This window comes from Thermobifida alba (assembly GCF_023208015.1).
Lineage (GTDB): Bacteria > Actinomycetota > Actinomycetes > Streptosporangiales > Streptosporangiaceae > Thermobifida > Thermobifida alba.
In genome coordinates, this window is record NZ_CP051627.1 from 1,876,169 (window position 1) to 1,899,481 (window position 23,313).

Sequence of the window (23,313 nt, forward strand, 5' to 3'; positions counted from 1 at the left end):
TGTGGGCACTACCCGCGCGTCCCGTCCTGACTCGGGTCGGCGGCGACGGGTCGGGAGCCGGTCGGGGGCGTCCAGGCGGCGCGGACCTTCGCGGGCGGCCAGGACGCGGGGTCGCGCAGTCCGGGCAGGCCGCGGCTGACGTCGTATCCGGCGTCGGCGAGGCGGCGGTTGGCGGCTTCGGCGCGTGCGACGGTGGCCTCGTCGAAGACGAGGTTGTACACGGTGGTGGGCAGGGCGTTGAGTGCGGTGCGCAGCAGGCCCAGCGCGGTGGTGGCGGCCGTCTGCGTGCCGGGGGGTTCGGGCAGCAGCCGGTAGGCGCGGCGCGCCCAGTCGGGCAGCGTGTAGTAGGCGAGTGCGCCCACGGGCAGCCACAGCGGCCGCAGCGGGCGCAGCCAGGCGAGCCGGTCGGGCAGGGCGGGCCACAGCAGGTAGCGCACCACGGCGCGGGCTTCAGGGCCGGCGTGCAGGTGGGGGCGGACCGCGGTGAGGTAGCGGCGCATCTGCTCGACCGAGGCGGGCACCTGTGCGGGGTCGAGGCCGACGAGGGCGGCGGTGCGGGTCTGTTCGGCGATGTAGCGGTCGGCTTCGGCGCGGCTGAGCCGCAGTCCCGCGCGGGTCACCACCTCCAGGTAGGAGACGACTTCGGCGCAGTGCACCCACAGCAGCAGGTCGGCCTGGTCGACCCGGTGGCGGCGGCCGGTGGCCGGGTCGGTGAAGGACAGTGCGGCGTGCACCCGCCGTACCCGGGCGGCGGCCTGTTCCACTTCCTCGGGGCTGCCGTAGGTGGTGACGGCGACGTAGTCGGCGGTGCGCAGCAGTCGGCCGGTGGGGTCGACGCGGAAGTCCGAACGCTGCCACACTCCCTGCAGGGCGAGGGGGTGCAGCGCCTGCAGCATGAGGGCGCGCACGCCCGCCACCCACATGGCGCGGTCGAGTTGCAGCCGCCAGGTGACGTCCTCGGGCAGGGCGAAGGTCGGTCTCGGCGGCGCGGCACCCGACTGGTCCTGGAGCCTCACGGATCCGATGGTATCGCCGCAAACCCTCCCCATCATGGGGATATCCGTCATGGGCAAGACAACCGGACGGGAAGCTGTTCATGATCTTGGCATGAGCATGATCCCCTCTTCTTCCCTTCCGTGTCTTCTCCGTTGCCGAGGCGGTGGTTCGTGACCCGGCCGCTCTTCCCGGACGACGACCTCGACGGTTCCCACCGCCGGGCCGCGGGCCCGCCCGGCGGCTGCCCGGCCGAACTGTCCCACCCGGAGGCGCTGCACCGGCTGGCCGTCCCCGTGCACGGGGAGTTGGACGCCGACCTGCCCGACGTGTTGGAGCGGCTGCGGCAGCGGTTCGGTCCCCTGGCTCCCGTGGAGGTGGCGCCCGGGGTGGCCGTGTGGATCCTGCTGGGCTACGACGCCAACCGCCGCGTGCTGCAGGACCCCGCCGAGTTCGCCCGCGACCCGCGGCGCTGGCGGGAGGCCCGTGAGGGGCGTGCCACCCCGGAGAAGGTGCCGGGGCCGTTCTGGTACTTCCGCAACGCGCTGGCCTCCGACGAGCCCGACCACAGCCGCTACCGCGCGGTGATCGTGGACGCGCTGGGGGCGATCACCGCCGACGGCACCCGGTTGGCGGTCCGGCGGATCGCCACCGAACTGCTTGCTCCCGTGGCCCTCACCGGCCGGGCCGACCTGGTCGCCGACTTCGCGTTCCGTATCCCCCTGCTGGTCCTCAACCGCTACTTCGGCCTGTCCGCGCAGGAGGGCGCCGACCTGGTGGAGCTGATGCGGCAGGTGTGGGACGGCGGTGAGCGGGCCGAGGCCGCGCGGCTGGGCCTGTTCTCCTACGCCCAGTCCGTGACCGCCCGCAGACGCCAGCAGCCGGGCGGCGACGTCGTCTCCCGGATGGTCGCCCATCCCAACGCGCTGGACGACGAGGAGATCGCGCACCAGCTCATCCTGCTCATCTCGGCGGCGCACGACCCGCTGATGAACCTGATCGCCAACACCGTGCACACCCTGCTGACCGACCATCCGGTGCGCTACGACGTGGCCGGGGCGCACCTGCGGGTGGAGGAGGTCGTCGACACGGTGCTGTGGCGGTCCCCGCCGATCACGCTGCTGCCCGGACGCTACCCGGTGCGCGACACCGTGCTGGAGGGGGCGCAGCTGCGTGAAGGCGACTGCCTGGTCATCGGCTACGGTCCGGCGCACGCCGACCCGGTGGTGGCGCCGCGTATCGACCCGCTCAACCCGTCGGGGATGCGCGGCCACCTGGCGTGGGGCACCGGTCCGCACGCGTGTCCGGCTCAGCGCACCGCCCACCAGATCGCGGTGGACGCCGTGGGTGCGCTGCTGGACCTGCTGCCCGACGTGCGGCTGGCGGTGCCCGCCGGGACGCTGGAGCGGCGGCGTTCGCTGTTCGCGCACGGCCTGAAGTCCCTTCCCGTCACCTTCACCCCCGTCGACATCACCCCACCCGGAGAGTCGCCATGGCAGCAGTCCCCGAACCCGTCGTCCTCACCCCCGCCGACGCCCGAGAGCAGGCCCTCCGACTCCGTGCGGCGGGGCCCCTTGCCCGAGTGGTGGTCGAAGGTCTGGAGGTTTGGGCGCTGACCCGCGACCGGGAGTTGCGTGAGGCGCTCACCGATCCCCGGTTCCGCCGCAACTGGCGTACCTGGCGTGCCCTGGCCGAGGGGGAGGTCGCCACCGACCACCCGGTGGCGGCGATGGTGTACCTGGACAACATGCTCACCGTGGACGGTGAGGCGCACCGGCGGATGCGCGGCCCGGTCGCCAGGGCGTTCACCCCGCGGCGGGTGGAGTCGCTGCGCCCGGCGGTCGGCGCGGTCGTGGACTCCCTGCTGGAGGAGCTGGCCGAGCGGGACGGCCCGGTCGACCTCAAGGCCGAGTTCGCCTATCCGCTGTCGATGCGGGTGTTCAGCGAGCTGTTCGGGATTCCCGAGCGCGACCACGACCGGATGCGGCAGATGGTGGCCACGGCGTTCTCGCCGTCCACGCCGGAGGAGGTGCGCGCCATGCGTGAGCAGTTGGACGCGTTCCTCACCGAGCTGATCTCGGACAAGCGCAGCGAGCCGGGCGAGGACCTGACGTCGGCGCTGGTGTCGGCGACCGACGAGGAGCACCAGCTCAGCGACGCCGAGCTGCGTGACACGCTGTGGCTGCTGGTGACCGCCGGGTTCGAGACGACGTCGTCTGCGCTGGTCAACGGTGTGCAGGCGCTGCTGTCGCACCCGGAGCAGTTGGCGCTGCTGCGGTCGGGGTCGGCGGCGTGGACGGACGCGGTGGAGGAGGTGCTGCGGCAGGCGGGGAGCGTGGCGACGCTGCCGTTCCTGTTCGCCGCCGAGGACGTGGAGATCGGCGGGCGGACGGTGCGGGCCGGGGAGCCGGTGCTGCTCGCCTACCTGGCGGCCAACCTCGACACCGACCGCTACGGTGCGGATGCCGCGGAGTTCGACCTGACCCGGTCGCGTCCCCGGCACCTGGCCTTCGGGCACGGCCCGCACACCTGCCTGGGGGCGGCGCTGGCCCGCCTGGAGCTGGAGGTGGCCCTGAAGGCGCTGTTCATCCGGTTCCCGGAGGTCTCCCTGGTGGAGGGGGACGTGCCGCGGCTGGGGTCGGTGTTCATCAACTCCCCGGCGTCGCTGCCGGTGCGGTTGAGCGCACAGCGGGCCGCGGCGTGACGGTGCGGGTGTGAGGTCGGCCGACCGGCGGGCGGGTCCGGCGCGGGGCGGTGCCCCGGGGCCGGTCCGTCCGTCCGCCGGTCGGCGGCGGGTCCGGGCGGTCTCAGGGGCGGGTGCTGCCGGCGGGGTCCTGCTGGTTCTCCCAGGGGCGGGGCAGCAGGCCGAGGAAGTGGCCGGGGATGCGCATGCCGTCGCAGATCTGGACGATCTTGTCGTAGGTGGTGATGGAGCCGGTGCCGCGGGCCAGCCGCCCTACCCGTTCGGGTTTGATGCCGCAGGAGGCGGCGATCTTGCTGTAGCTGATGCCCGCCCACTTCCGCGCGAGGTGGAAGAGCCGTCCGAAGTCCCTGCGGGCCAGGGCCTCCTGGACGTCGGCGCGCTGCAGGACGTGTTCCGGGAGAGCCGCAGGGGGGATGTAGTCGCTCATCGGTTGTCTCGTAGGCACTGTCTGATCGTCGGCACGGGCTGTGACGCGTGTTGGTCCCCCGACGGGGACGGAGCGGGGGAGGAAAGATCCGATCTTTCGTTTTGCGACGATAGTAGCGTGTGCCGGAAAGCTTCGGCCCCCTTCCGCCGCTCGGCCCTCCCGATCCGCGCGGGGGCGCGCTCCCGCGCCGCGTCCCCGGCGAACCGGCGGAGCGCTCCCGCCGTTCCCGCCGTCACTCCCGGGGACGGGGGGCGGGCGGGGTGCGGGAGAAGTCCCGGGAGCCGGGGACCAGGGCGGCGGCCGCGGGCGCCAGGAAGCACACGGCGGCGCAGGCCGCCAGGACCGCCGGGGCCCCCACCAGGTCGGCCGCGGGGGCGATGAGGGCCAGGCCCACCGGGGCGAGCCCGTAGGACAGCAGGAAGTCCAGTGAGGAGACGCGGGCGAGCCGCCCCGGGTCGATCTCGCGCTGCGCGGCGGTGAACCAGGGGACGTTGAACAGTTCGACGCCCACTCCCGCGAGGACGTAGGCGGCGACCACCGCCGCGGGGTGCACGGGGGCCAGCAGGCTCAGCGGGGCGAAGCCGTAGCAGGCGAGTCCGGCGAGCGCGGTCCACCCCTGGGCGCGGGGCCTCCAGCGCGCCATGAGCAGCGCCCCGGCGAGCGCTCCGGCGGTGTAGCCGGTCAGCGCCGCGGCCAGCACCGCCTCGGTTCCGTAGTGCCGTCCGCTGGCTTCGGGGAGCAGGACCCCGGTCGCCGAGTAGCCGGTGGTGATGACGGCGGCGAGCGCGCCCAGTCCGGCGAGGAACCAGGGGTGGCGGCGGGCCTCGCGCAGCCCGTCGAGGAACTCGGTGTGAAAGGGGTCCCGCCGGTGCGGCGGCGTCGGGGCGGCGGCCCCGCGCGGCGGCAGCAGTGCCGCGGCCAGCCAGAGCGCACCGGTGCCGACCACCAGGACCGCGGTCCCGGCGACGGTGGCCAGCAGCGCGGCCACTCCGGGGCCCAGCAGTGTGGTGACCCGCACGGCCAGCGTCATCGCGGCGTTGGCCTGCTGGCGCCGCGGCTCGTCGACGACCTCGCGGGTGAGGGCCTGGAAGGCGGGGCGGCAGGCCCCCTGCCCCATCCCCACCACGGCCGCGGCGGCGGCCGTGACGGCGGCGGAGCCGCCCAGGCCGAGCGCGAGGACCGGGGAGGCCAGCGCCGCCGCTCCCCCGGCCCAGGCCACGACCGCGCGGCGGGAGTAGCGGTCGGCCAGGACCCCGGCGACGGGGACGGCGGCGAGGAAGCCGGCGGTGCGGACGGCGAGCACCAGGCCGAGGCCCGCGGCGGTGAGGGAGCCTTCGAGCACGGCCAGGCCGAGGACAAACGGCAGCGCCCAGGTGGCCAGTCCCGAGGCGACCGTGCCCGCCCACAGGCGCAGGAAGGCGGCGTCGCGCAGCAGACCGGTCCGTTCCGCGGCGGGCGCGGCCGGGGGCGAGGGCGGGGAGGACACGGATCATCATCTCCTTGAACGCGGAGGGAGGAACGGCCACCCACTGTAATGAAAACGATTATCAGTCGCACCCCGAACTCCACCCGGCGAGACGGACGGGACTTCGCCGCCGGGACTAGGAATGAAAATGATTTTCATTTATAGTGTGACCGCCTCCGGGCAAACCCGGACAGACGGCGCGTTCGGCGTCTCCCGTCGACCGCCCCGGAGGAGCATCGCGCCCGCCGACCCGCGGCCCCACGGGCCGCAGCACCGAAAGGACCCCGCGTGGACCACCCCCTGGTCGCACAACTACCCCCGCCCCTGCCCGCGGACCGCGTCGTCGCGATCAACCGGCCCAGGGGCGACCTGGGATCCCACCGCTCCTACACGTGGCACGGCTGGACCTTCGACGTGCCGCCCGGCGTCTTCCTGCCCGGCGCCACCAGCCGGATGATCCACCAGCGCGTCCTCGACGGCGACATCGACGTCCGCGGCCGGCGCTACGCCGCCATGGGGGTCGGCCTGGGCGTCGAGGCCGTGGCCGCCGGACTGCGCGGAGCCCGCGAGGTCTACGCTGTCGACGTGCACGCCGACAGCGTCGCCACGGCCGCGCGCCACTACGCCCGCATCGTCGGCGACCGACCCGCGACCAGGTTCGTCCCCGTCGTCGCCGACCTCTTCGACGGCTTCCCCGAGGGCGTCCGGCTGGACGTCGTCACCTTCAACCCGCCCGCCGTCAGCCAGCCCGTCAGCGACGACCCCGACGTGGTGCGCAACGTGTGCGTGGGAGCCGCACTGCTGGAGACGTTCTTCGCCCAACTCGCCGACCGGGACCTGCTGGCCCCCGGAGCGGAGGTGTTCGTCATCGTCTCCAACACCGCCGACCTGCGCCGCATCCTCCACGCCGCCCTCGACCGCGGCTTCACCCCGCACGTCCACCACCGGCACGACTGGGGCGACGGCGTGGTGACCCTGCTGTTCCGCCTCACCCGGGAGGACGCGTGAACACCGTCGCCGACCTGTTCGACCGCGTGCTCGCCGAGACGGCCCCCGCCCCGGCCGCACACACCGCCACCAGCGTGTTCTGGCTGCACCACGGAACCCGGCTGGCCGGCGGGGACACCACCTACCTCAACCACTACGTCCTGGTCCGCTCGGGCGGCTCCTTCGGCGCGTGCGCCTTCGAACCCGGCGAGGTGGACCCGGCCGTGTGCGCCGAGGCGTCCGGCCGCCCCCTCGCCGACCTGATGCGCACCGGGCCGCTCCCGCTGCGCCTGGCCGCCCTCGACGCCTGCCTGGCCCGGTCCCTGCCCCACCGCGACGACCCCCGCGCCGAGGCGGTGCCGCTGCCCGCGGGCACCCCCGAGCGGCGCGCCCTGGCCCGCGACGCCGCCGTCGCCGGACTCCTCGACCTCGCACCGGGCGCGAAGGTGGCCCTGATCGGCGTCGTCAACCCCCTGGTCGCGGCGATCCGCGACCGCGGCGGCGAGTGCCTGCCCTGCGACCGCAACCTGCGCGCCACCCGGTGGGGCGACCCCGTCACCCCCGACATGGACGAGGTCCTCGACGCCGCCGACGCCGTCGTCGCCACCGGCATGACCTTGGGCAACGGCACCTTCGACGAGATCCTGCGCCGCTGCCGCCGCCGCGGGACGCCGCTGGTGGTCTACGCCCAGAGCGGCGCCGCCGCGGCCCGCGAGTTCCTCGGTTCGGGCGTCACCGCCCTGTCCGCCGAACCCTTCCCCTTCTCCCAGTTCAGCGCGGAGCCCACGGTGCTCTACCGCTACCGGGCGGAGCAGGGGGCATGACGCCCGGAAGCGGGCTGGCGCCCTGCCACCACGGAGAGATCCTCCAGGGCGTCTTCGCCGACGGGGAGGGCAGGCCCTGCCGGGGCCTGGTCACCCTCCCCCTGGCCGAGCCCGTCACCCGCGCCGTGTTCGTCCCGCTGCCCGGCGCCCCCGCCCACCGGATCGCGGTCGCCCCCGCCGGGCGCGCCAAGGCCGCGCGGGCCGCCCGGCTGGCCGTCGCCGAGTGCGCCCGCCGCTCGGGGCTCGCGGCGTGCGGGGGGCGGCTGGGGCTGAGCGGCGGTGTGCCCGTCGGCCTGGGTATGGGCTCCTCCACCAGCGACGTCATCGCCACCGTCCGCGCGGTCGCGGCGAGTTTCGCCGTGGCGCTGTCCCCGCGGGAGGTGGCGCGGATCGCGGTGCGCGCCGAGACCGCCGCCGACCCGACCATGCTGGACGCGCGGCCGGTGCTGTTCGCGCAGCGTGAGGGACGCGTCCTGGAGGACCTCGGTCCGGCCCTGCCCGCCTGCGTCGTCGTGGGCTGCCTGACCGGCGGCGGGCGCCCGGTCAGCACGCTCGCGCTGCCCGCGGTCCGCTACGGCGCGGCGGACCTGGCCGCCTTCGAGGAGCTGCGCGCGCTGCTGCGGCGGGCGGTCGCCGACGCCGACCCCGTGCTGCTGGGCCGCGTCAGCACCGAGAGCGCCCGCCGCAACCAGAGCGTGGTGCCCAAACCCGAGTTCGGCCTCCTGGAGGAGGCCGCCCGCCGCGGCGGCGGCGCCGGGGTGCAGGTCGCCCACAGCGGCAACGTCGCCGGTGTGCTCTTCGACGCCGCGGCCCCGGACCTGACCGAGCGCGTGCGCGACTGCGTGCGCCGCCTGCGGGACAGCGGCGTCCCCGTGACCCGGATCTTTCGGACCCCCTCTGGTGTGACGGAGCGTGAGTATGGACAACCACATCTCCGAGGCGATCGGCAGACCGGACCTGGTGGACCTCGGCAACGGACTCGTCTGCCTGCGGTTTGAGACGATGAAGGCGCTGTCGGCGCTGGCCGCGGTGCGCCACCTGTGCGACACGGGTGCCGTGCGGCCCGGCGACACCCTGATCGACAGCTCCAGCGGCATCTACGCCTACGCCCTCGCCCTGGCCTGCCACCGGTACGGGCTGCGCTGCCACATCGTCGGCTCCACGACCGTCGACCACACGCTCCGCGTCCAACTGGCCGTCCTGGGGGCGCACCTGGAGCAGATGGAGCCGTGCTCGGACCTGAAGCTGGACCAGAGCCGCCGGGTCCGCAGGATCAAGGAGATCCTCCGCGACCACCCCGACTACCACTGGATGCGCCAGTACCACGACCGCGTCCACTACCTGGGCTACCGCGCCGTCGCCGAGATGGTCGCCGAACAGCTCGGCGGCGCCCGGCTGACCGTCGTCGGCGGCGTCGGCTCGGGGTCGTCCACCGGGGCGCTCGCCCACTACCTGCGCGGGCACGCCCCCGACACCGTCCTCGTCGGCGTGCAGCCGTTCGGCAGCGTCACCTTCGGCTGCGAGCACGTCGCCGACCCCGAGATCATCATCGCCGGGATCGGCAGCTCGATCCCCTTCGGCAACGTCGACCACACCCTCTACGACACCCTCCACTGGGTGGGGTTCGGGGCCGCCCTCGCCGGAAGCGTGGACCTGCTGCGGCGGCACGCGGTCTTCGCCGGGCTGTCCGCCGGGGCCGCCTACCTCGCCGCGCGCTGGGAGTCGCGGCGCGCCCCGGAGCGGACCGTGGTGTTCGTCGCGGCCGACACCGGGCACCGCTACGTGGACTCGGTGTTCGCCCGACACCGCGAGGCGGCCGACGTCGACTCGCTCGCACCCCACCGGGCGGCCGACCCGTCCCAGCTCGCGCTGCCGTGGTCGCGGATGGAGTGGGGCCGCGCCCCGGCTCCTGAGGCGGCGCGGTGGCCCGGCGACGCCGCCGAGGTGCCCGGGGCGGCGCCGGTCGCCTAGGGGGCGGGGCGGTCCCGCGCGGGCGGGGCCGCCCCGCCGTCCTCCTCACTGCCCGTGCTGGCCGTGGAGGTCGCGCAGGTACTCGGCGAACTTCTCCAGGCCGTCGATGTTGCGCGGCCCGCTGATGCCCTCGTTGTAGTCCAGGACGAAGAAGGCGTCGTCGACCACCGCGGGCAGTTCCGCCGTGACCGGCGAGGACTTCAGGAACTCGATCTTGTCCTCGGCGGGCTGGTCCCCGTAGTCGAGGATGATGACCACCTCGGGGCGCGCCTCGACGACCGCCTCCCAGCTCGCCTGGAACCACCGCTCCTCGACGTCGCCGAAGATGTTCTCGCCGCCCGCGAAGCGGATGATGTCGTTGGGGGGCACCTGGCTTCCGGCGGTGAAGGGCTGGTCGGTGCCCGAGTCGTAGAGGAACACCGGGACCGGGTCGCCCTCGGGTGCCTGCTCGCGCACCGCCGCGACCCGCTCCCGGAAGTCGGCGACGACCTCGTCGGCCCGCTCCTCCACGCCGAAGATCGCGCCCAGGCGCTCCAGGTCGGTGTAGAGGGCCTCGAACGGCTCGACCCGCTCGGGGAAGCCCGGGTAGTTGTAGCAGGACTCGGTGTGCATGAAGCTCTGGATGCCGAGCCTGTCGAGGATCTCGGGGGTGATGCCGCGCTGGTCGCTGAAGCCGGAGTTCCATCCGGCCACGACGAAGTCGGCCTCGGCGTCCACCACCAGCTCGCGGTTGAGCAGGTCGTCGCTGAGGAACTCCACCGCGGCGTAATCCTCGGCCCACGGCGACTCCTCGACCGGCGGGTTGGCCGGGGGCATGACGTAGCCGAGCACGTGGTCGGTCAGGCCCAGGACGAACATCTTGTCGGCGCTGCCGCCCTCGTAGACGACCGCGCGCTGCGGCGTGGTGTACTCGACCTCCTCCCCGCACCGCCGCACGGTGACGGTGCGCACCTCGTCGGCGGCCTCGATGCGGGCGCCGCAGCCGCTCAGCAGCAGGACGCCGACGGCGGGGAGCAGCGCCGCCCGCAGCGGGCGCCGGTCCGTTCCCGGTGTCGCGGTCATGGGTTCCTCTTCTCAGTGTCGTCGGGCAGGAGCGTGTAGAGCAGTTGCGGGGCGCCGGTCAGCGGATGGGGGACCACCTCGGCCTCCACTCCGAAGACCTCGCGGACCAGCGGGGGCGTCAGGATCTCGCCGGGCGTGCCCGAGGCGACCAGGCGCCCCTCGGCGAGCACCCCGATCCGGTCGCAGGCCGCCGCGGCCAGGTTGAGGTCGTGCAGCACGACCAGGACGGTGGTCCCGGTGCGGCGCAGCAGCGACAGCAGGCCGACCTGGTGGCGGACGTCGAGGTGGTTGGTGGGCTCGTCCAGGACGAGCACCCCGGGCTCCTGGACGAGCGCGCGGGCCAGCAGCACCCGCTGGCGCTCCCCGCCGGACAGCTCCAGGACGCCGCGGCGGGCCAGGTGGGCCACGTCCATGCGTTCCATCGCCCACCGGCACAGCCGCCGTTCGCGCGCGTCGAGCGGCCGGTTGCCGCGCTGGTGGGGGGTGCGGCCCAGGGCGACGACCTCCTCGACCGTGAAGTCGAGGTCGGTGCCGTTCTCCTGGGTCAGCGCGGCCACCTTCCGGGCGCTCTCCCGCAGCCTCAGGGAGGACAGGTCGGCGCCGTCCAGCCACACCGCTCCCCCGCTGGGCCGCAGCGCCCGGTAGACGCAGCGCAGCACCGTCGACTTGCCCGAGCCGTTGGGTCCCACCAGGCCGACCACCTGACCCTCGGGCACGTCCAGCGACAGCTCGCGCACGATCCGCCTGCCGGCGACGTCCACGGAGACCCCGTCGATGCGCAGTTCCACTACCGGCCTCCGAACAGGTAGGCCCTGCGGCGCATCAGCGCGACGAACACGGGAACGCCGACCAGCGCGGTGAGGACGCCGACGGGCAGTTCCCGGGGCGCGGCGAGCACCCGGGAGGCCAGGTCCACCCAGACCATGAGGACCGCGCCGACCAGCGGGGCGAGGGTGAGCACGCGCCGGTGCCCGGCCCCGGCGGTGATGCGCACGGCGTGCGGGACGACCAGTCCGACGAAGCCGATCACGCCGCTGACGGCGACCATCGCCCCGGTCATGGCCGCGGTGAGGACGAACAGGATCCGGCGCAGCCGGTCGGTGTCCACGCCCAGGCTCGCGGCGGTCTCGTCGCCCAGCGCCATGGCGTCGAGCGGGCGGCCGAGTCCGCGCAGGACGAGCACTCCGGCGACGACCACGGCCGTGACCGCGGGCAGCGCGCCCCAGGTGGCGGCCCCGAAGCCGCCCATCGTCCAGAACAGCACCGTGGCGGTGGCCTCGCTGTTGGGCGCGAGGTAGACGATGACGCTCATGAGCGCCTGGAAGGCGAAGGACATCGCGACGCCGGTCAGCACCAGCCGCAGCGGACCCACCCCGGTCCGCGTGCGGGCGACGAGGTAGACCAGCAGCGTCGCCGCCGCCGCGCCGAGGAAGGCGCCCACCGAGACCGCATGGATCCCGAAGGCCGCGAGTCCCCCGGTGACGGTGACGGCGACCGCGCCCACGGAGGCGCCGGAGGAGACGCCGAGGACGAAGGGGTCGGCGACCGCGTTGCGGACCATCGCCTGCACGGCCACGCCCGCCGCGCCGAGTCCGGCGCCGACGACGGCGGCGAGCAGGACGCGGGGGGTGCGGATCTGCCAGACGATCTGGTAGCGCGGGACCTCGTCGGCTCCGATCGCTCCGCCGCTGAGCGCCGCCCACAGGTAGCGGGCCGTGTCCTCGGGCGGGACGACCGCCGCGCCCAGTCCGATCGCCGCGAGCACCGAGACCGCCAGGACGGCGGTGAGGACGGCGGCCGCGGCGGCGGTCTTGCACGCCGTCGTCGCGCGCCCGGGGGCGGGGCGGTGGGCCGGGTCGTCCGCGCGGTCGCGGTCCGGTGCGGGGGGAAGCGTCCCGGGCGGGGGGTTGGCGTGGCGCACTCCCGGTGCCTTTCCGTTGCGTACTTACGACAATGGATATCGTTTTCAAAATACCCTGCCGGACGGTTCCCCACAAAACGGACCACGGTCGCGGGGCGTGGCCTGCGACGGAGGCGCGCCGACTCCGAGCGCGACGGGCCCCGGACGCACCGGCGGCCCCGTGGAGGTCACGGGGGCCGTCGGTGCGGGGCCGGTGGGCCGGGCGCGGGGCGGCGCGGACGCGCCGCGCCCGCCCGGTCGCGCGCACCGGCACCCGGGCGAAGGGCGCGGCGAGCGCGACGAGCGCGGGCAGGACTGCCAGGGCGAGCACCGCGGGCAGGTAGGAGTCGGCCAGGTCCCGGCCGAGCGAGAGCAGCAGCGGCGCCACCGCGGTGGAGGCCGCCGCCACCGCCTGGGGCAGCCCGCGCAGCGACCCGATCACGCCGGTGCCGTAGTAGTGCGGGAACGCGACGGCCCCGACCGCCTTGGCACCGGAGGCGGCCGCGCCCAGCGTGACGCCGTAGAGCACCGCGGTGACCCCCGGCGACACCAGCGGCAGCATGGCCAGCGCCCCCGCCTGCAGCGCCATGGAGACGAACAGGAGCAGCCTGGGGGAGAACCGGTCGGCGGCGGCGCTGAACAGGAACGACGCGGCGAGCCCGGCGACGGTCTGCGGCAGGAAGCCGACGGCCGCCTGCGCGGTGCTCAGCCCGCTCCCCCAGCAGCGCGATCTGGTGGAAGTACACCGCCGTGCTCACCAGTCCGCTGCAGGCGACCGCGCCGGTGACGACCCAGAACATCGAAGTGCGCACGACGACGCGCAGCGGCCGCGTGGACCGCTCGGGCGACTCCCCCGCCGCGCCCCGACCGGCCCCCTCCCGCGCGGGGCGCACGCCGCGCAGTCCCCACAGGGCGACGGGCAGCACGACCGCCCAGACCAGTGCCGCCTCGGCGAGCACGGTCCAGCGCCATCCGTACTCCGCGACGACCCGCTCGCCTAGCAGGGGGACCAGCGAGATCCCGGCCGTCCCCACCGCGGTGGTCACCCCCAGCGCGGCGCCGCCCCCCGGACCACCGCCACGGCCACGGCGGTGGTGGCCACCAGCGCCATCCCGCCCTGGCCCATCGCGCGCACACCGACGAACGCCGCGGTCAGGCCGACCAGCTCCTGGACCGCGGCCAGCAGGGTCAAGAACGCGCCGAAGGCCACGGCGACCAGCGCCAGGACGGGGCGGACGCCGAACCGGTCGACCGCCCGGCCCAGCCAGGGCAGGACCAGCGCGCCGCTGAGCGTGCCGACCAGGTAGGCGGTGGAGACCGCGGAGCGGCTGACGTCGAGGTCGGCGATGAGGTGGTCGATGAGGATCGAGATCCCGGCCGTCTGCCCGGGGCCGCTCAACGCCAGGACGGCGGCGCACACGGCGACGACGGCGGCGCGGGGCGGCGGGCGGGGCGGAGGCGGGCTGCGCTTCGGTGTCGGCGCGCGGGGTCAGGGGGACCTCCTTCGTCGGGGCGGGCACGTGGACGGGCGCGGCGGCGCGCCGGTGGGCCTGGGCATGGGTTCTTCCACCAGTGACGTCATCGCGGCCGTGCGCGCGGTGGCGGCGTGCTTCGCCGTGGAGCTGTCCGCGCGGGAGGTGGCGCGGATCGCGGTGCGCGCCGAGACCGCGGCCGACCCGACCATGCTCGGGGAGCGTCCGGTGCTGTTCGCGCAGCGCGAGGGGCGCGTCCTGGAGGAGTTCGGCGCGGCCCTGCCCGCGAGCGTGGTGGTGGGCTGTCTGACCGGCGGGGGGGCGTGCGGTGGACACGCTGCGGCTGGCGCCCGTCCGCTACGGGGCGGCGGACCTGGCGGCGTTCGAGGAGCTGCGCGCGCTGCTGCGGCGGGCGGTGGCCGAGGCCGGCCCGGTGCTGCTGGGCCGGGTCGCCACCGAGAGTGCCCGGCGCAACCAGCGCGCCGTGCCCAAGCCGGAGCTGCCCGCGGTGGAGGAGGCGGCCCGCGGCAGCGGCGGCACGGGGGTGCAGGTCGCGCACAGCGGCAACGTGGCGGGTGTGCTCTTCGACGCCGCGGTGCCGGACCTGGCCGAGCGGGTGCGGGCGTGTGTGCGCCTGCTGCGGGGCCGCGGTGTGCCGGTGACCCGGGTCTTTCGGGTGCCCTCTCCTGCGGTGCCCGTCGGGCGGGGGTGTGCGGCGTCGGGGGTGCGTGGTCGGGCGGTGTCGGACGGGGCGCGGTGAGGCGCGGGCCGGGCGGTGCGGGGCCGAACGGCCCGCCGGTTAAGGGACGTCTGGAACTACGGGATCCGGTCGGTGCCGGTATCGGCCTGTCGGTGGCGGTGTTCTGGCGTCTTTTGCGGCTTTCCTCCGCTTGTGGTACGCGGCGACGGCGGTGACCTGCGGTTGGAGCCCACGCCCGGACAAACCGCACTTTACCGGCGGACGTGACGCGAGACACATTCGACCAGGAGGCTCGGTTCCGCGCGGGAAGCGCGGAACCATAACGGAAACGGGTCCGCACACGAGGCTCGGGCGTCGGCGCAAAGGCGCGCAGAAAACCTGTTTCGGGGCAGCCCGGCATTCGCCAGAAGGATGGCTCTTCCCTGACCGTGGCTGTAACATTTTATTAACACGCTCGTTGCTCCTCTCCCGCACCCGCAACAGGCGCGAGCATCGGACCGAACCCGTCTCTACCCGGCAGCACCTCGTCCCTTTGGAGACTTCCATGACCACGGGCCCCATCGGCCTGTTCGCACCCCAACCCCAGCGCCCCCGTCTGGGGACCGTCGCGCTCGCCTCGGGGGCGGCCTGGGTCCTGGCGGGAAACGACACCGGGGTCATGGTGACGGCCTCGCCGCGCCTGTACCCGCACATGTGGAGCTGGGACGCCGCGTTCATCATGGTGGGCCTGGCCCAGTTGGACGTGGACCGTGCCGCCCGGGAGATGGAGACCCTGCTGAGCGGCCAGTGGGCCGACGGCATGATCCCGCACATCGTGTTCAGTGAGGAGAACGGCTACTTTCCCGGTCCCGACCGCTGGCAGACGGCGGTGGTGTGCGAGCACGCGCCCGCCCGGCCGCACACCTCCGGCATCTGCCAGCCGCCGGTGCACGCCATCGCGCTGCGCAAGATCGTGGACGCCGGGCGGCGGCGTTCCGGTGCGGACCGTCGCCGCGCCGAGTCGCTGCTGCGCACCAGTTGGCCGCGGCTGTTCGCCTGGCAGCGGTGGCTGGCCACCTACCGCGACCCGCTGGGCACGGGCCTGATCGCGGTCACCCACGGCTGGGAGTCCGGCATGGACAACTCCCCCCGGTGGGACTCCGCCTACGCGGCGGTGCGGCCCGGCAGCAACCTGCCCCCGTACGTGCGCGAGGACCTGGACAAGGTGGGCGACGAGGGGGAGCGTCCCACCGACGCCGAGTACGACCGCTACCTCTGGCTGATCGAGGAGATGCGCCGGGTCGGCTACCGTGCCGACGAGATCGTGCGCACCGGCAGCTTCCTGGTCGGCGACGTGTTCCTGACCGCGTTGTTCGTGCTCTCCTGCGAGGTGCTGGCCGAACTCGGCGAGGAGGCGAACCAGCCCGAGGAGCAGATCGCGCTGTTGCGCCACTGGGCCGCGCGGTCGCGCGCCGCGGTGCTGGACACCCGTGATCCGGTCACCGGTATGGCCCGCGACTACGACGTGCGCGCCGGGAAGTGGGTGTCGGTTCCCAGCATCGCCGGGTTCGCTCCGCTGCTGTGCGGGGGGCTGGATCCGCGCCAGCAGGCGGAGATGGTCGCCGTCCTGGAGGGCCCCGACTGGATGGGCCACCCCGACCTGGTGGCCGCCACCCCGCCCACGGTCTCCCCCTCCTCTCCCCAGTTCATGCCCAAGCAGTACTGGCGGGGACCGCAGTGGCCGGTCATCAGCTGGCTGTTCAGTTGGGCGATGCGCCGCGGCGGCCTGGACGACACCGCCGCCGGTATCCGCGCCGAGACGCTGCGGCTGGCCTCCGACGGCACCTTCGCCGAGTACTACCACCCGCTCACCGGGGCCCCGCTGGGCAGTCTCAGCCAGTCCTGGACCGCCGCGGTCGTGCTGGACTGGCTCTACGAGGGCTGACCCGCCGACCGGGTCCGCGGCCCGGCGCCGCGTCCCGGGTGCTCCGCCGGACGCCGGCCGCAGCGGGGCTGGTGCTCCCGATGGCAACGGTCGACCCGTTATGCGGACCTTTGACATCCGTTTCCTCCGCGCACGTGGCCCCATGATCACAGACGGGATAGGATCGCATCCCATTTCCGGGAACCGTACTGTCCAGCCAGCCAGAAAAACCGGCGAAAGCAAAAGGGGCGAAACCACCATGACCGGCGAAGCACAGGACAGCACCCGCGTCGAGGGGTGGCAGGATCGGGCGGCGAGCCTGGCGGCGGCGTTCGACAACATCGGGCAGGACTACGACGAGGCCTTCCCGCACAAAGAGGGGCAGATCGAGTGCGTGCAGCGGCTCGCCGGCCGTCTGCCGGAGGGCGCCCGCGTGCTGGACCTCGGCTGCGGCACCGGGATGCCCACCAGCCGCCAACTCGTCGACGCCGGGTTCCGGGTGACCGGCACCGACATCTCCCCGACCATGGTGGAACTGGCCCGCCGCAACGTCCCCGAGGCCGAGTTCGCCGTCGCCGACATCCTCGACCTGTCCGAGGAGCGGGCCTACGACGCCGTGATCGCTTTCTTCTCCCTGCTGGTCCTGCCCCGCGCACGCATCCCCGAGGCGTTGGCGGCGATCCACCGCGCCCTGGTGCCCGGCGGCCTGTTCTGCCTGTCGATGGTCGAGGCCGACATCGACGACGTGCCCATCCAGTTCCTCGGCAACCAGGTGCGCGTGAGCGGCTACCTGCGGGACGAGCTGCGCGCCGTGGTCGAGAACGCGGGCTTCTCCGTCGAGGACGAGACCGCCTTCTCCTACGCCCCCGCCAGTTCCCAGGCCTACCCGGAAGTCCAGCTCTTCCTCACCTGCCGCCGCGTCGACTGATCTGTTTGTCCTGGTCACAACGGTGGAAAGCGGGCAGACTTGCTAGTGGGGCACGCTGTGCCGCTTTCCCCGTCCCCGACCCGCACGTCCCAGGCCCCGTTCGCCGAACGCGGAGAACCCACACCGATGGAACCGAGACGCCAGCGCACCACCTCCCATGCCCTTCCCGGTACTCCCGCAGGGGGCGGCCGTGCCGTGCTGTCGGACGGCCAGCGGGCCCTGCTCCGGGAACGCCTGGGTTTCCTCAACGACGCCACGATGGCGATCGGCGCCAGCCTCGATCCGGAGAAGACCGCCTGGGGGCTGGCCGACGCGCTGGTGCCGACCCTGGCGGACTTCGCCGCGGTGCACCTGGTCGACACCCTGCGCCTGCCCCACCGCCTGGAGGTCGGCCCTCCCGAACCCGCCGCCCCGTCGTCGCGGTCCCTGTGGCAGACCTCCGTCACGCACGACGGCCACTCCCGCTGGCGGTCCCTGACCCCCGTGGACGACACCTGGACTCCCGGCCCCGACCATCCGGTGTACCAGGCGATGGCCGGCGGACGTCCCGTCGTCTCCAGCGTGGACGCCGGCACCGCCGCCGTCCTGGACGACGGGGCGGGCCGCGATCTGGTGGGCTGCTCCCTGCTCGTCATCCCGCTGATGGTACGGGGCCGGAAACTGGGCGCCGCCGTCCTGGCCCGCCATCCCCACCGCTCCGGTTTCGACGAGACCGACGTGCTCACCGCGCGCCAGCTCACCGCCCAGGCCAGTCTCGGCGTCGACAACGGCTACCTGTACCAGGCCCGGGCCAGCGTCGGCGACTCCCTGCAGCACAGCATGCTGCCGACCCTGCCGTCCCGCCTGTCCAGCGTGGACATCGCCTACCGGTACGTCAGCAGCAGCCACACCGCGCAGGTCGGCGGCGACTGGTTCGACGCGATCCCGCTGCCCGGCAGCCGGGTGGCGCTCGTCGTGGGCGACGTCATGGGGCACGGGCTGCGGTCGGCCGCGGTCATGGGCCAGTTCCGCACCGCCGTGCAGACCCTGGCCGCCATGGACCTGCCGCCCGACCACGTGCTGCGCCACCTGGACGACCTGGCCCACCAGCTCGGCGACGGCTACCTGGCCACCTGCCTGTACGCGGTCTACGACCCGGTCATCCACCGCTGCACGATCGCCAGCGCCGGGCACGTCCCCCCGGTCCTGCTGCGCGGTGACGGCACCACCGAGATCCTGCGGCCGCCCACGGGGGCGCCGATCGGCCTGGGCGGGGTGGCCTTCGAGTCGTTCGAGTTCAGCGTCGCCGACGGCGACGTGCTGGTGCTGTGCACCGACGGGCTGGTGGAGACGCGCGGCCGGGACGTGGAGTCCGGGCTGGAGGAGCTGCGCGCCCACCTCACCGATCCCGCCCGGTCCCTGGACGAGCAGTGCCAGACGCTGCTGCAGGCGTTGGGCACCTCCGAGCAGGAGGACGACGTGGCGCTGCTGCTGGCCCGGCTGCGCGGCATCCCCAGCCGCGACTTCGCGCAGTGGATGCTGCAGCCGCGGCCCACCACGCCCGCGCTGGCCCGCCGCCTGCTGCGCACCACGCTCACCGAGTGGGGCCTGTCCTCCCTGGTCGACCTGGTCGAGCTGCTGGCGACCGAGGTGATCACCAACGCCGTGCGCTACGCGTCCCGGCCGATCGACCTGCGGCTGCTGCGCACCGACATCCTGCTGTGCGAGGTCACCGACGACGACCAGCACCGCCCGGTGCTGCGCCAGGCGTCCACCACCGACGAGGGGGGACGCGGTCTGCAGCTGGTCAGCCACCTGTCCCGCCGGTGGGGCGCCAGCGCCAAGACGACCGGGAAGGTGGTCTGGTTCGAAGTGGACCTGCCTCCTGACGCTCCCCGCGCGGAGAAGGACTGATCAGCGGCCCAGCCGGTGGTCCAGTGCGGTGTGGCGGCGCCCGGAGGCGGTGTTGCGCACCGCCTGGGCGATGGCCCGCCGCGACCCCACCAGGACCACCAGTTTCTTGGCGCGGGTGATGGCCGTGTACAGCAGGTTGCGTTGCAGCATCATCCAGGCGCTGGTGGTCACCGGCACCACCACGCACGGGTACTCGCTGCCCTGGGAGCGGTGCACGGTCAACGCGTAGGCGTGGGTCAGCTCGTCGAGTTCCGCGAAGTCGTAGTCGACCTCCTCGTTCTCGTCGGTGACGACCGTCAGTGTCTGTTCGACCGGGTCGATGGCGGTGACGTTGCCGAGGGTGCCGTTGAACACCCCGTTGGCGCCCTTGTCGTAGTTGTTGCGGATCTGCACGACCTTGTCGCCGACCCGGAAGACCCGGCCGCCCACGCGTCGTTCGGCCGTCCCCGGGCGGGCCGGGGTGAGCGCCTCCTGCAGGAGCGTGTTGAGGTTGCCCGCGCCTGCCGGGCCGCGGTGCATGGGGGCGAGTACCTGGACGTCGCGGCGCGGGTCCAGGCCGAAGCGCCGCGGGATGCGGCGGGCGACGACGTCCACGGTCAGTTCGGCGGCGGCCTCGGCGTCCTCGCAGGGGAAGAGGAAGAAGTCGGACATGCCGTCCAGGTGGATGGGGCGTCCGGTGTTGACGCGGTGCGCGTTGGTGACCACACCGGACTGGGCGGCCTGGCGGAACACCTGGGTGAGGCGGACGCTGGGTACGGGCGAGTCCTCCGCCAGCAGGTCGCGCAGGACCTGTCCGGCGCCCACCGACGGCAGCTGGTCGACGTCGCCGACGAGGAGCAGGTGCGCGCCGGGTGGGACGGCCTTGGCCAGTTTGTTGGCGAGCAGCAGGTCGAGCATGGATGCCTCGTCGACGACGAGCAGGTCGCAGTCGAGGGGGTTGTCGCGGTCGTAGGAGGCGTCGCCGCCGGGTTTGAGCTCCAGCAGCCGGTGCACGGTGGACGCCTCGTGTCCGGTGAGTTCGGTGAGGCGTTTGGCGGCGCGTCCGGTGGGGGCGGCCAGCACGATCCTGGCGCGTTTGGCGGCGGCCAGGGCGATGATGGACGCCACGGTGAAGGACTTGCCGCAGCCGGGTCCGCCGGTGAGGACCGCGACCTTGCTGGTCAGCGCGAGTTTGACCGCTTTTTCCTGTTCCGGGGCCAGTTCGGTGCCGGTGCGGCTGTGCAGCCAGGACAGTGCCCGCTCCCAGTCCACGTCGGCGAAGGCGGCCAACCGGTCCTGTTCGGCGTTGAGCAGTGTGCGCAGTTGGGCGGCCAGCGAGGTCTCGGCGCGGTGGAAGGGGACCAGGTAGACGCCCATCACGGTCTCGCCGTCGCGGTCGGGCAGCTTCTCGCGTACCACCCCCTCCTCGGCGACGAGTTCGGCCAGGCAGTCGATGACCAGGGCCGAGTCCACCTGGAGGATCTTGACCGCCTCGTTGATGAGCGTCTCCTCCGGCAGGTAGCAGTGGCCGTCGCCGGTGGATTCCGACAGGGTGAACTGGATGCCGGCCTTGACCCGCTGCGGGCTGTCGTGGGGGATGCCGACCGCCTGGGCGATGGCGTCGGCGGTCTTGAAGCCGATGCCCCACACGTCGGCGGCCAGCGAGTAGGGTTCCTCGCGCACCACCCGGATCGAGTCGTCGCCGTACTTCTTGTAGATGCGCACCGCCAGGGAGGTGGAGACCCGGACGGTCTGCAGGAACACCATCACCTCCTTGATGGCCTTCTGCTCCTCCCAGGCCTCGGTGATGATCTTGGTGCGTTTGGGGCCGAGCCGGGGCACCTCCATGAGCCGTTCGGGGGTGTGTTCGATGACGTCGAGCGCCTTGTCGCCGAAGTGGTTGACGATGTGTTCGGCCAGCCGCGGCCCCACGCCCTTGACCAGTCCGGAGCCCAGGTAGCGGCGGATGCCCTGCACGGTGGCGGGCAGCACCGTGGTGTAGTTCTCCACCTGGAACTGCCGTCCGTACTGGGGGTGGGAGGTCCAGCGGCCCTCCATGCGCAGCGACTCGCCGGGGTGGGCGCCCAGCAGGGCGCCGACCACGGTCACCAGGTCCGCGCCGCGCCCGGTGTCGATGCGGGCCACGGTGTAGCCGGTCTCCTCGTTGACGTAGGTGATGCGTTCCAGCACCCCTTCCAGGACCGACGGGCGGAACGGTTCACCGGACGCCATCGGGGCACCTCCCGGGCGGTGTGGGCGGACAGCGGGGACACCGCCGACCGTACCCAACTCCGGTGACGTCCGCCGTGGCGGGGCGCGGCGCCCCGGGCGCGGGCCGCGTCCGGGGCGTGCGGTCCTTCCCCGGGGGTCAGGTCCGCCGGCCGGTGCCGGTCCCGCCCGGCCGGGAGGGCCGGGCGGGTGGCGGAACGTCGGCGCTGCCTCCGCCCGCGGTGTTCGCCGGGGAGTCGCCCGCCGCGGGCGGAGGTGTCTCGGGGGCGGCCGCCCGCCGTCCCGGTGAGGACCGCGCCCTCTCCTCCAGTTCCCTGATCCGCTGGTGCATCAGCTCCAGTACCCGGGCGCGTTGGGCGTGCGCCTCCTCGTAGGCGATGAGTTCGCGCACCTGTTCCCGGGTCAGTGAGCGGATGCGGTACTGCAGGGTGTCCAGCGGCAGGTGCTCGTAGTCGGGGATGGCCAGGGTGTCGCGGTGGACTCGCGCCATCGGTCCTCCTCGTCGTCGGTGCGGCCCGCCGGGGTCACACGGTGGTGAGCGCCACCTTGGTCCAGCCCGGCTCGTGCCGGTCGAACGCCTCGTAGGCGCGCAGGACGTCGCCGGTGATGGGCTCCTCCTGGGTGAGCACCGAGGTGATGTCGATCTGCTGTGAGGCGACCATGTCCAGCAGCGTGGGGATGTACTTGCGGTGGTTGCAGCTGCCCGCGTTGAGGGTCAGGTTCTTGGTCACGGCCATGCCGATCGGGAAGGCGTCGGCGTTCGGCGGGTAGTTCCCGACGACCGCCACCGTCCCGGCCTTGGCCACCGCGTCCACGGCCCACCGCAGGGCCTGGGCTCCCCCGCCGCCGACGGTCTGCTCGTCGCCGGTGCGGGCGCTGGGCACCGTGGCCGCGTGCTCCTTCTCCAGGCGGTGCACGTCGGTCTCGGAGGCGGCCGCGGTGCCGCGGTCGGGCTGCTGCGCGTCCACGCCCACCGCGTCGATCACCCGGTCGGGGCCGATGCCGCCGGTCAGTTCCACCAGGGTGGCCACCGGGTCCTCGGAGTTGTAGTCGATGACCTCGGCGTGCAGGCTGCGTGCCTGCTCCAGGCGGCTGGGCACTCCGTCGACGGCCAGCACGCGGCCCGCGCCCTGCTGCCAGGCGCTCAGGATCGTGAACAGGCCCACCGGTCCGCAGCCGAAGACCGCCACGGTGTCGCCGCTGGTGATCTCGGCGAGTCGGGCGCCGAACCAGCCGGTGGGGAACATGTCGGACAGCAGGATGCCCTCCTCGTCGCTGACCCGGTCGGGCAGCCCCACCAGGCCCACGTTGGCGTAGGGCACCCGGACGCGTTCGGCCTGCATCCCCTGGAAGGCGCCCGTCGACCGGGGGCCGCCGAAGAACGCTGTTCCGGCGCGGCGGCCGCCCGGGTTGGCGTTGTCGCACTGGGCGAAGTAGCCGGCGCGGCAGTAGCTGCACACCCCGCAGCCGATCGTGGAGGGGACCACCACCCGGTCGCCGGGGCGGAAGTTGCGTACCCCGGGGCCGACCTCGGTGACCACCCCCACCCCCTCGTGGCCCATGATCGTGCCCGGTTCCATGCCCGGCATCGTGCCGCGCAGCAGGTGCAGGTCGGTGCCGCAGATCGCGCTGGTGGTGATCTGGACGATCGCGTCCTGGGGGTCCTGGATGGTCGGTTCAGCGACGTCCTCCACCCGGATGTCCCCCACTCCGTGCCACACCACGGCTCTCATGTCGCCTCCTCCTCGCGTCGGCGCGGAACCGCTCGGCGGCGCGGCCCCGCGTCAGGCGCGTCCTGCGCTGTGGTCTTGTCGCGGGTCTCAGGACGCGTGGGCCCTCTATCCGAGGCCGCCGCTTCCAACCCCCGGTCAGGGAG

Annotated in this window: 20 protein-coding genes and 1 pseudogene; 11 read left to right on the top strand and 10 right to left on the bottom strand. The window is 73.7% G+C overall.

All coding sequences use genetic code 11. The features are described 5' to 3' along the window. Positions 1-8: 8 nt before the first annotated feature. Positions 9-923, bottom strand: coding sequence for an oxygenase MpaB family protein (locus tag FOF52_RS08270; protein WP_248593787.1), 915 nt, complete (start codon positions 921-923; stop codon positions 9-11). A gap of 243 nt (positions 924-1,166) precedes the next feature. On the opposite strand from FOF52_RS08270, the gene FOF52_RS08275 reads away from it, so the two are divergent. After that, positions 1,167-2,609 carry a cytochrome P450 gene (locus tag FOF52_RS08275; protein WP_248593246.1) on the top strand — a complete coding sequence of 481 codons (1,443 nt, stop codon included), beginning with the start codon at positions 1,167-1,169 and terminating at the stop codon, positions 2,607-2,609. Beyond that, entirely contained in the window at positions 2,576-3,697 is a 1,122-nt protein-coding gene (locus tag FOF52_RS08280; protein WP_341849786.1) for a cytochrome P450 family protein, read from the top strand. Before FOF52_RS08275 ends, FOF52_RS08280 begins: the two co-directional genes overlap by 34 nt. 103 nt (positions 3,698-3,800) lie before the next feature. Here the strand turns inward: FOF52_RS08280 and FOF52_RS08285 are convergent, their stop codons facing one another. Further along, on the bottom strand, positions 3,801-4,124 hold the full coding sequence (locus FOF52_RS08285) for a helix-turn-helix domain-containing protein (protein ID WP_248593247.1): 324 nt from the start codon (positions 4,122-4,124) through the stop codon (positions 3,801-3,803). 232 nt (positions 4,125-4,356) lie between these two features. Beyond that, complete coding sequence (locus tag FOF52_RS08290) at positions 4,357-5,610, bottom strand: MFS transporter (RefSeq protein WP_425265533.1); 1,254 nt, start codon at positions 5,608-5,610, stop codon at positions 4,357-4,359. Positions 5,611-5,877: 267 nt separating this feature from the next. On the opposite strand from FOF52_RS08290, the gene FOF52_RS08295 reads away from it, so the two are divergent. The 4 genes from FOF52_RS08295 to FOF52_RS08310 are packed head-to-tail and all read left to right on the top strand — an operon-like array spanning position 5,878 to position 9,371. Beyond that, positions 5,878-6,597 carry a class I SAM-dependent methyltransferase gene (locus FOF52_RS08295; protein WP_248593248.1) on the top strand — a complete coding sequence of 240 codons (720 nt, stop codon included), beginning with the start codon at positions 5,878-5,880 and terminating at the stop codon, positions 6,595-6,597. A gap of 14 nt (positions 6,598-6,611) precedes the next feature. Then, positions 6,612-7,400 carry a Rossmann-like domain-containing protein gene (locus FOF52_RS08300; RefSeq protein WP_248593790.1) on the top strand — a complete coding sequence of 263 codons (789 nt, stop codon included), beginning with the start codon at positions 6,612-6,614 and terminating at the stop codon, positions 7,398-7,400. Next, complete coding sequence (locus FOF52_RS08305; RefSeq protein ID WP_248593249.1) at positions 7,397-8,398, top strand: GHMP family kinase ATP-binding protein; 1,002 nt, start codon at positions 7,397-7,399, stop codon at positions 8,396-8,398. Before FOF52_RS08300 ends, FOF52_RS08305 begins: the two co-directional genes overlap by 4 nt. Beyond that, positions 8,319-9,371: a pyridoxal-phosphate dependent enzyme gene (locus tag FOF52_RS08310; RefSeq protein WP_248593250.1), complete on the top strand. Its 1,053-nt coding sequence runs from the start codon at positions 8,319-8,321 to the stop codon at positions 9,369-9,371. The genes FOF52_RS08305 and FOF52_RS08310 overlap by 80 nt, the downstream gene beginning before the upstream one ends. A gap of 45 nt (positions 9,372-9,416) precedes the next feature. On the opposite strand, the gene FOF52_RS08315 is transcribed toward FOF52_RS08310, so the two are convergent. The 4 genes from FOF52_RS08315 to FOF52_RS08330 all read right to left on the bottom strand — a co-directional run bounded on the left by FOF52_RS08315 (position 9,417) and on the right by FOF52_RS08330 (position 13,753). Further along, on the bottom strand, positions 9,417-10,433 hold the full coding sequence (locus tag FOF52_RS08315; RefSeq protein WP_248593251.1) for an ABC transporter substrate-binding protein: 1,017 nt from the start codon (positions 10,431-10,433) through the stop codon (positions 9,417-9,419). Next, the gene (locus FOF52_RS08320; RefSeq protein WP_248593252.1) at positions 10,430-11,221 is read right to left on the bottom strand and encodes an ABC transporter ATP-binding protein; all 792 of its coding nucleotides are present in this window, start codon (positions 11,219-11,221) and stop codon (positions 10,430-10,432) included. Before FOF52_RS08320 ends, FOF52_RS08315 begins: the two co-directional genes overlap by 4 nt. Then, positions 11,221-12,354, bottom strand: coding sequence for a FecCD family ABC transporter permease (locus tag FOF52_RS08325; protein ID WP_425265534.1), 1,134 nt, complete (start codon positions 12,352-12,354; stop codon positions 11,221-11,223). The genes FOF52_RS08320 and FOF52_RS08325 overlap by 1 nt, the downstream gene beginning before the upstream one ends. 1,021 nt (positions 12,355-13,375) lie before the next feature. After that, on the bottom strand, positions 13,376-13,753 hold the full coding sequence (locus tag FOF52_RS08330) for an MFS transporter (protein WP_248593253.1): 378 nt from the start codon (positions 13,751-13,753) through the stop codon (positions 13,376-13,378). Between the two features lie 136 nt (positions 13,754-13,889). Between FOF52_RS08330 and FOF52_RS08335 the strand changes: the two are divergent. The 5 genes and pseudogenes from FOF52_RS08335 to FOF52_RS08355 form a co-directional block, all read left to right on the top strand. Continuing rightward, positions 13,890-13,940: pseudogene (locus FOF52_RS08335) on the top strand (hypothetical protein); the annotation flags it as partial. A 193-nt stretch (positions 13,941-14,133) separates the two neighbouring features. Next, a complete protein-coding gene (locus tag FOF52_RS08340; protein ID WP_248593990.1) occupies positions 14,134-14,565 on the top strand; it encodes a hypothetical protein in 432 nt (143 codons plus the stop codon). Between the two features lie 484 nt (positions 14,566-15,049). After that, complete coding sequence (gene ggh / locus FOF52_RS08345; RefSeq protein ID WP_248593254.1) at positions 15,050-16,429, top strand: glucosylglycerate hydrolase; 1,380 nt, start codon at positions 15,050-15,052, stop codon at positions 16,427-16,429. 238 nt (positions 16,430-16,667) lie between these two features. Beyond that, positions 16,668-17,336: a class I SAM-dependent DNA methyltransferase gene (locus FOF52_RS08350; RefSeq protein ID WP_248593255.1), complete on the top strand. Its 669-nt coding sequence runs from the start codon at positions 16,668-16,670 to the stop codon at positions 17,334-17,336. 126 nt (positions 17,337-17,462) lie between these two features. Then, entirely contained in the window at positions 17,463-19,229 is a 1,767-nt protein-coding gene (locus tag FOF52_RS08355) for an ATP-binding SpoIIE family protein phosphatase (RefSeq protein ID WP_248593256.1), read from the top strand. Here FOF52_RS08355 and recD2 read toward each other — a convergent pair whose 3' ends face one another. From recD2 to FOF52_RS08370, 3 genes are all read right to left on the bottom strand, one after another. Beyond that, positions 19,230-21,440 carry an SF1B family DNA helicase RecD2 gene (gene recD2, locus FOF52_RS08360; protein WP_248593257.1) on the bottom strand — a complete coding sequence of 737 codons (2,211 nt, stop codon included), beginning with the start codon at positions 21,438-21,440 and terminating at the stop codon, positions 19,230-19,232. A 136-nt stretch (positions 21,441-21,576) separates the two neighbouring features. Further along, positions 21,577-21,927 carry a DUF8129 domain-containing protein gene (locus FOF52_RS08365; protein ID WP_248593258.1) on the bottom strand — a complete coding sequence of 117 codons (351 nt, stop codon included), beginning with the start codon at positions 21,925-21,927 and terminating at the stop codon, positions 21,577-21,579. A 34-nt stretch (positions 21,928-21,961) separates the two neighbouring features. Then, positions 21,962-23,170, bottom strand: a complete 1,209-nt coding sequence (locus FOF52_RS08370; protein WP_248593259.1) for a zinc-dependent alcohol dehydrogenase — start codon at positions 23,168-23,170, stop codon at positions 21,962-21,964. Positions 23,171-23,313 lie beyond the last annotated feature (143 nt).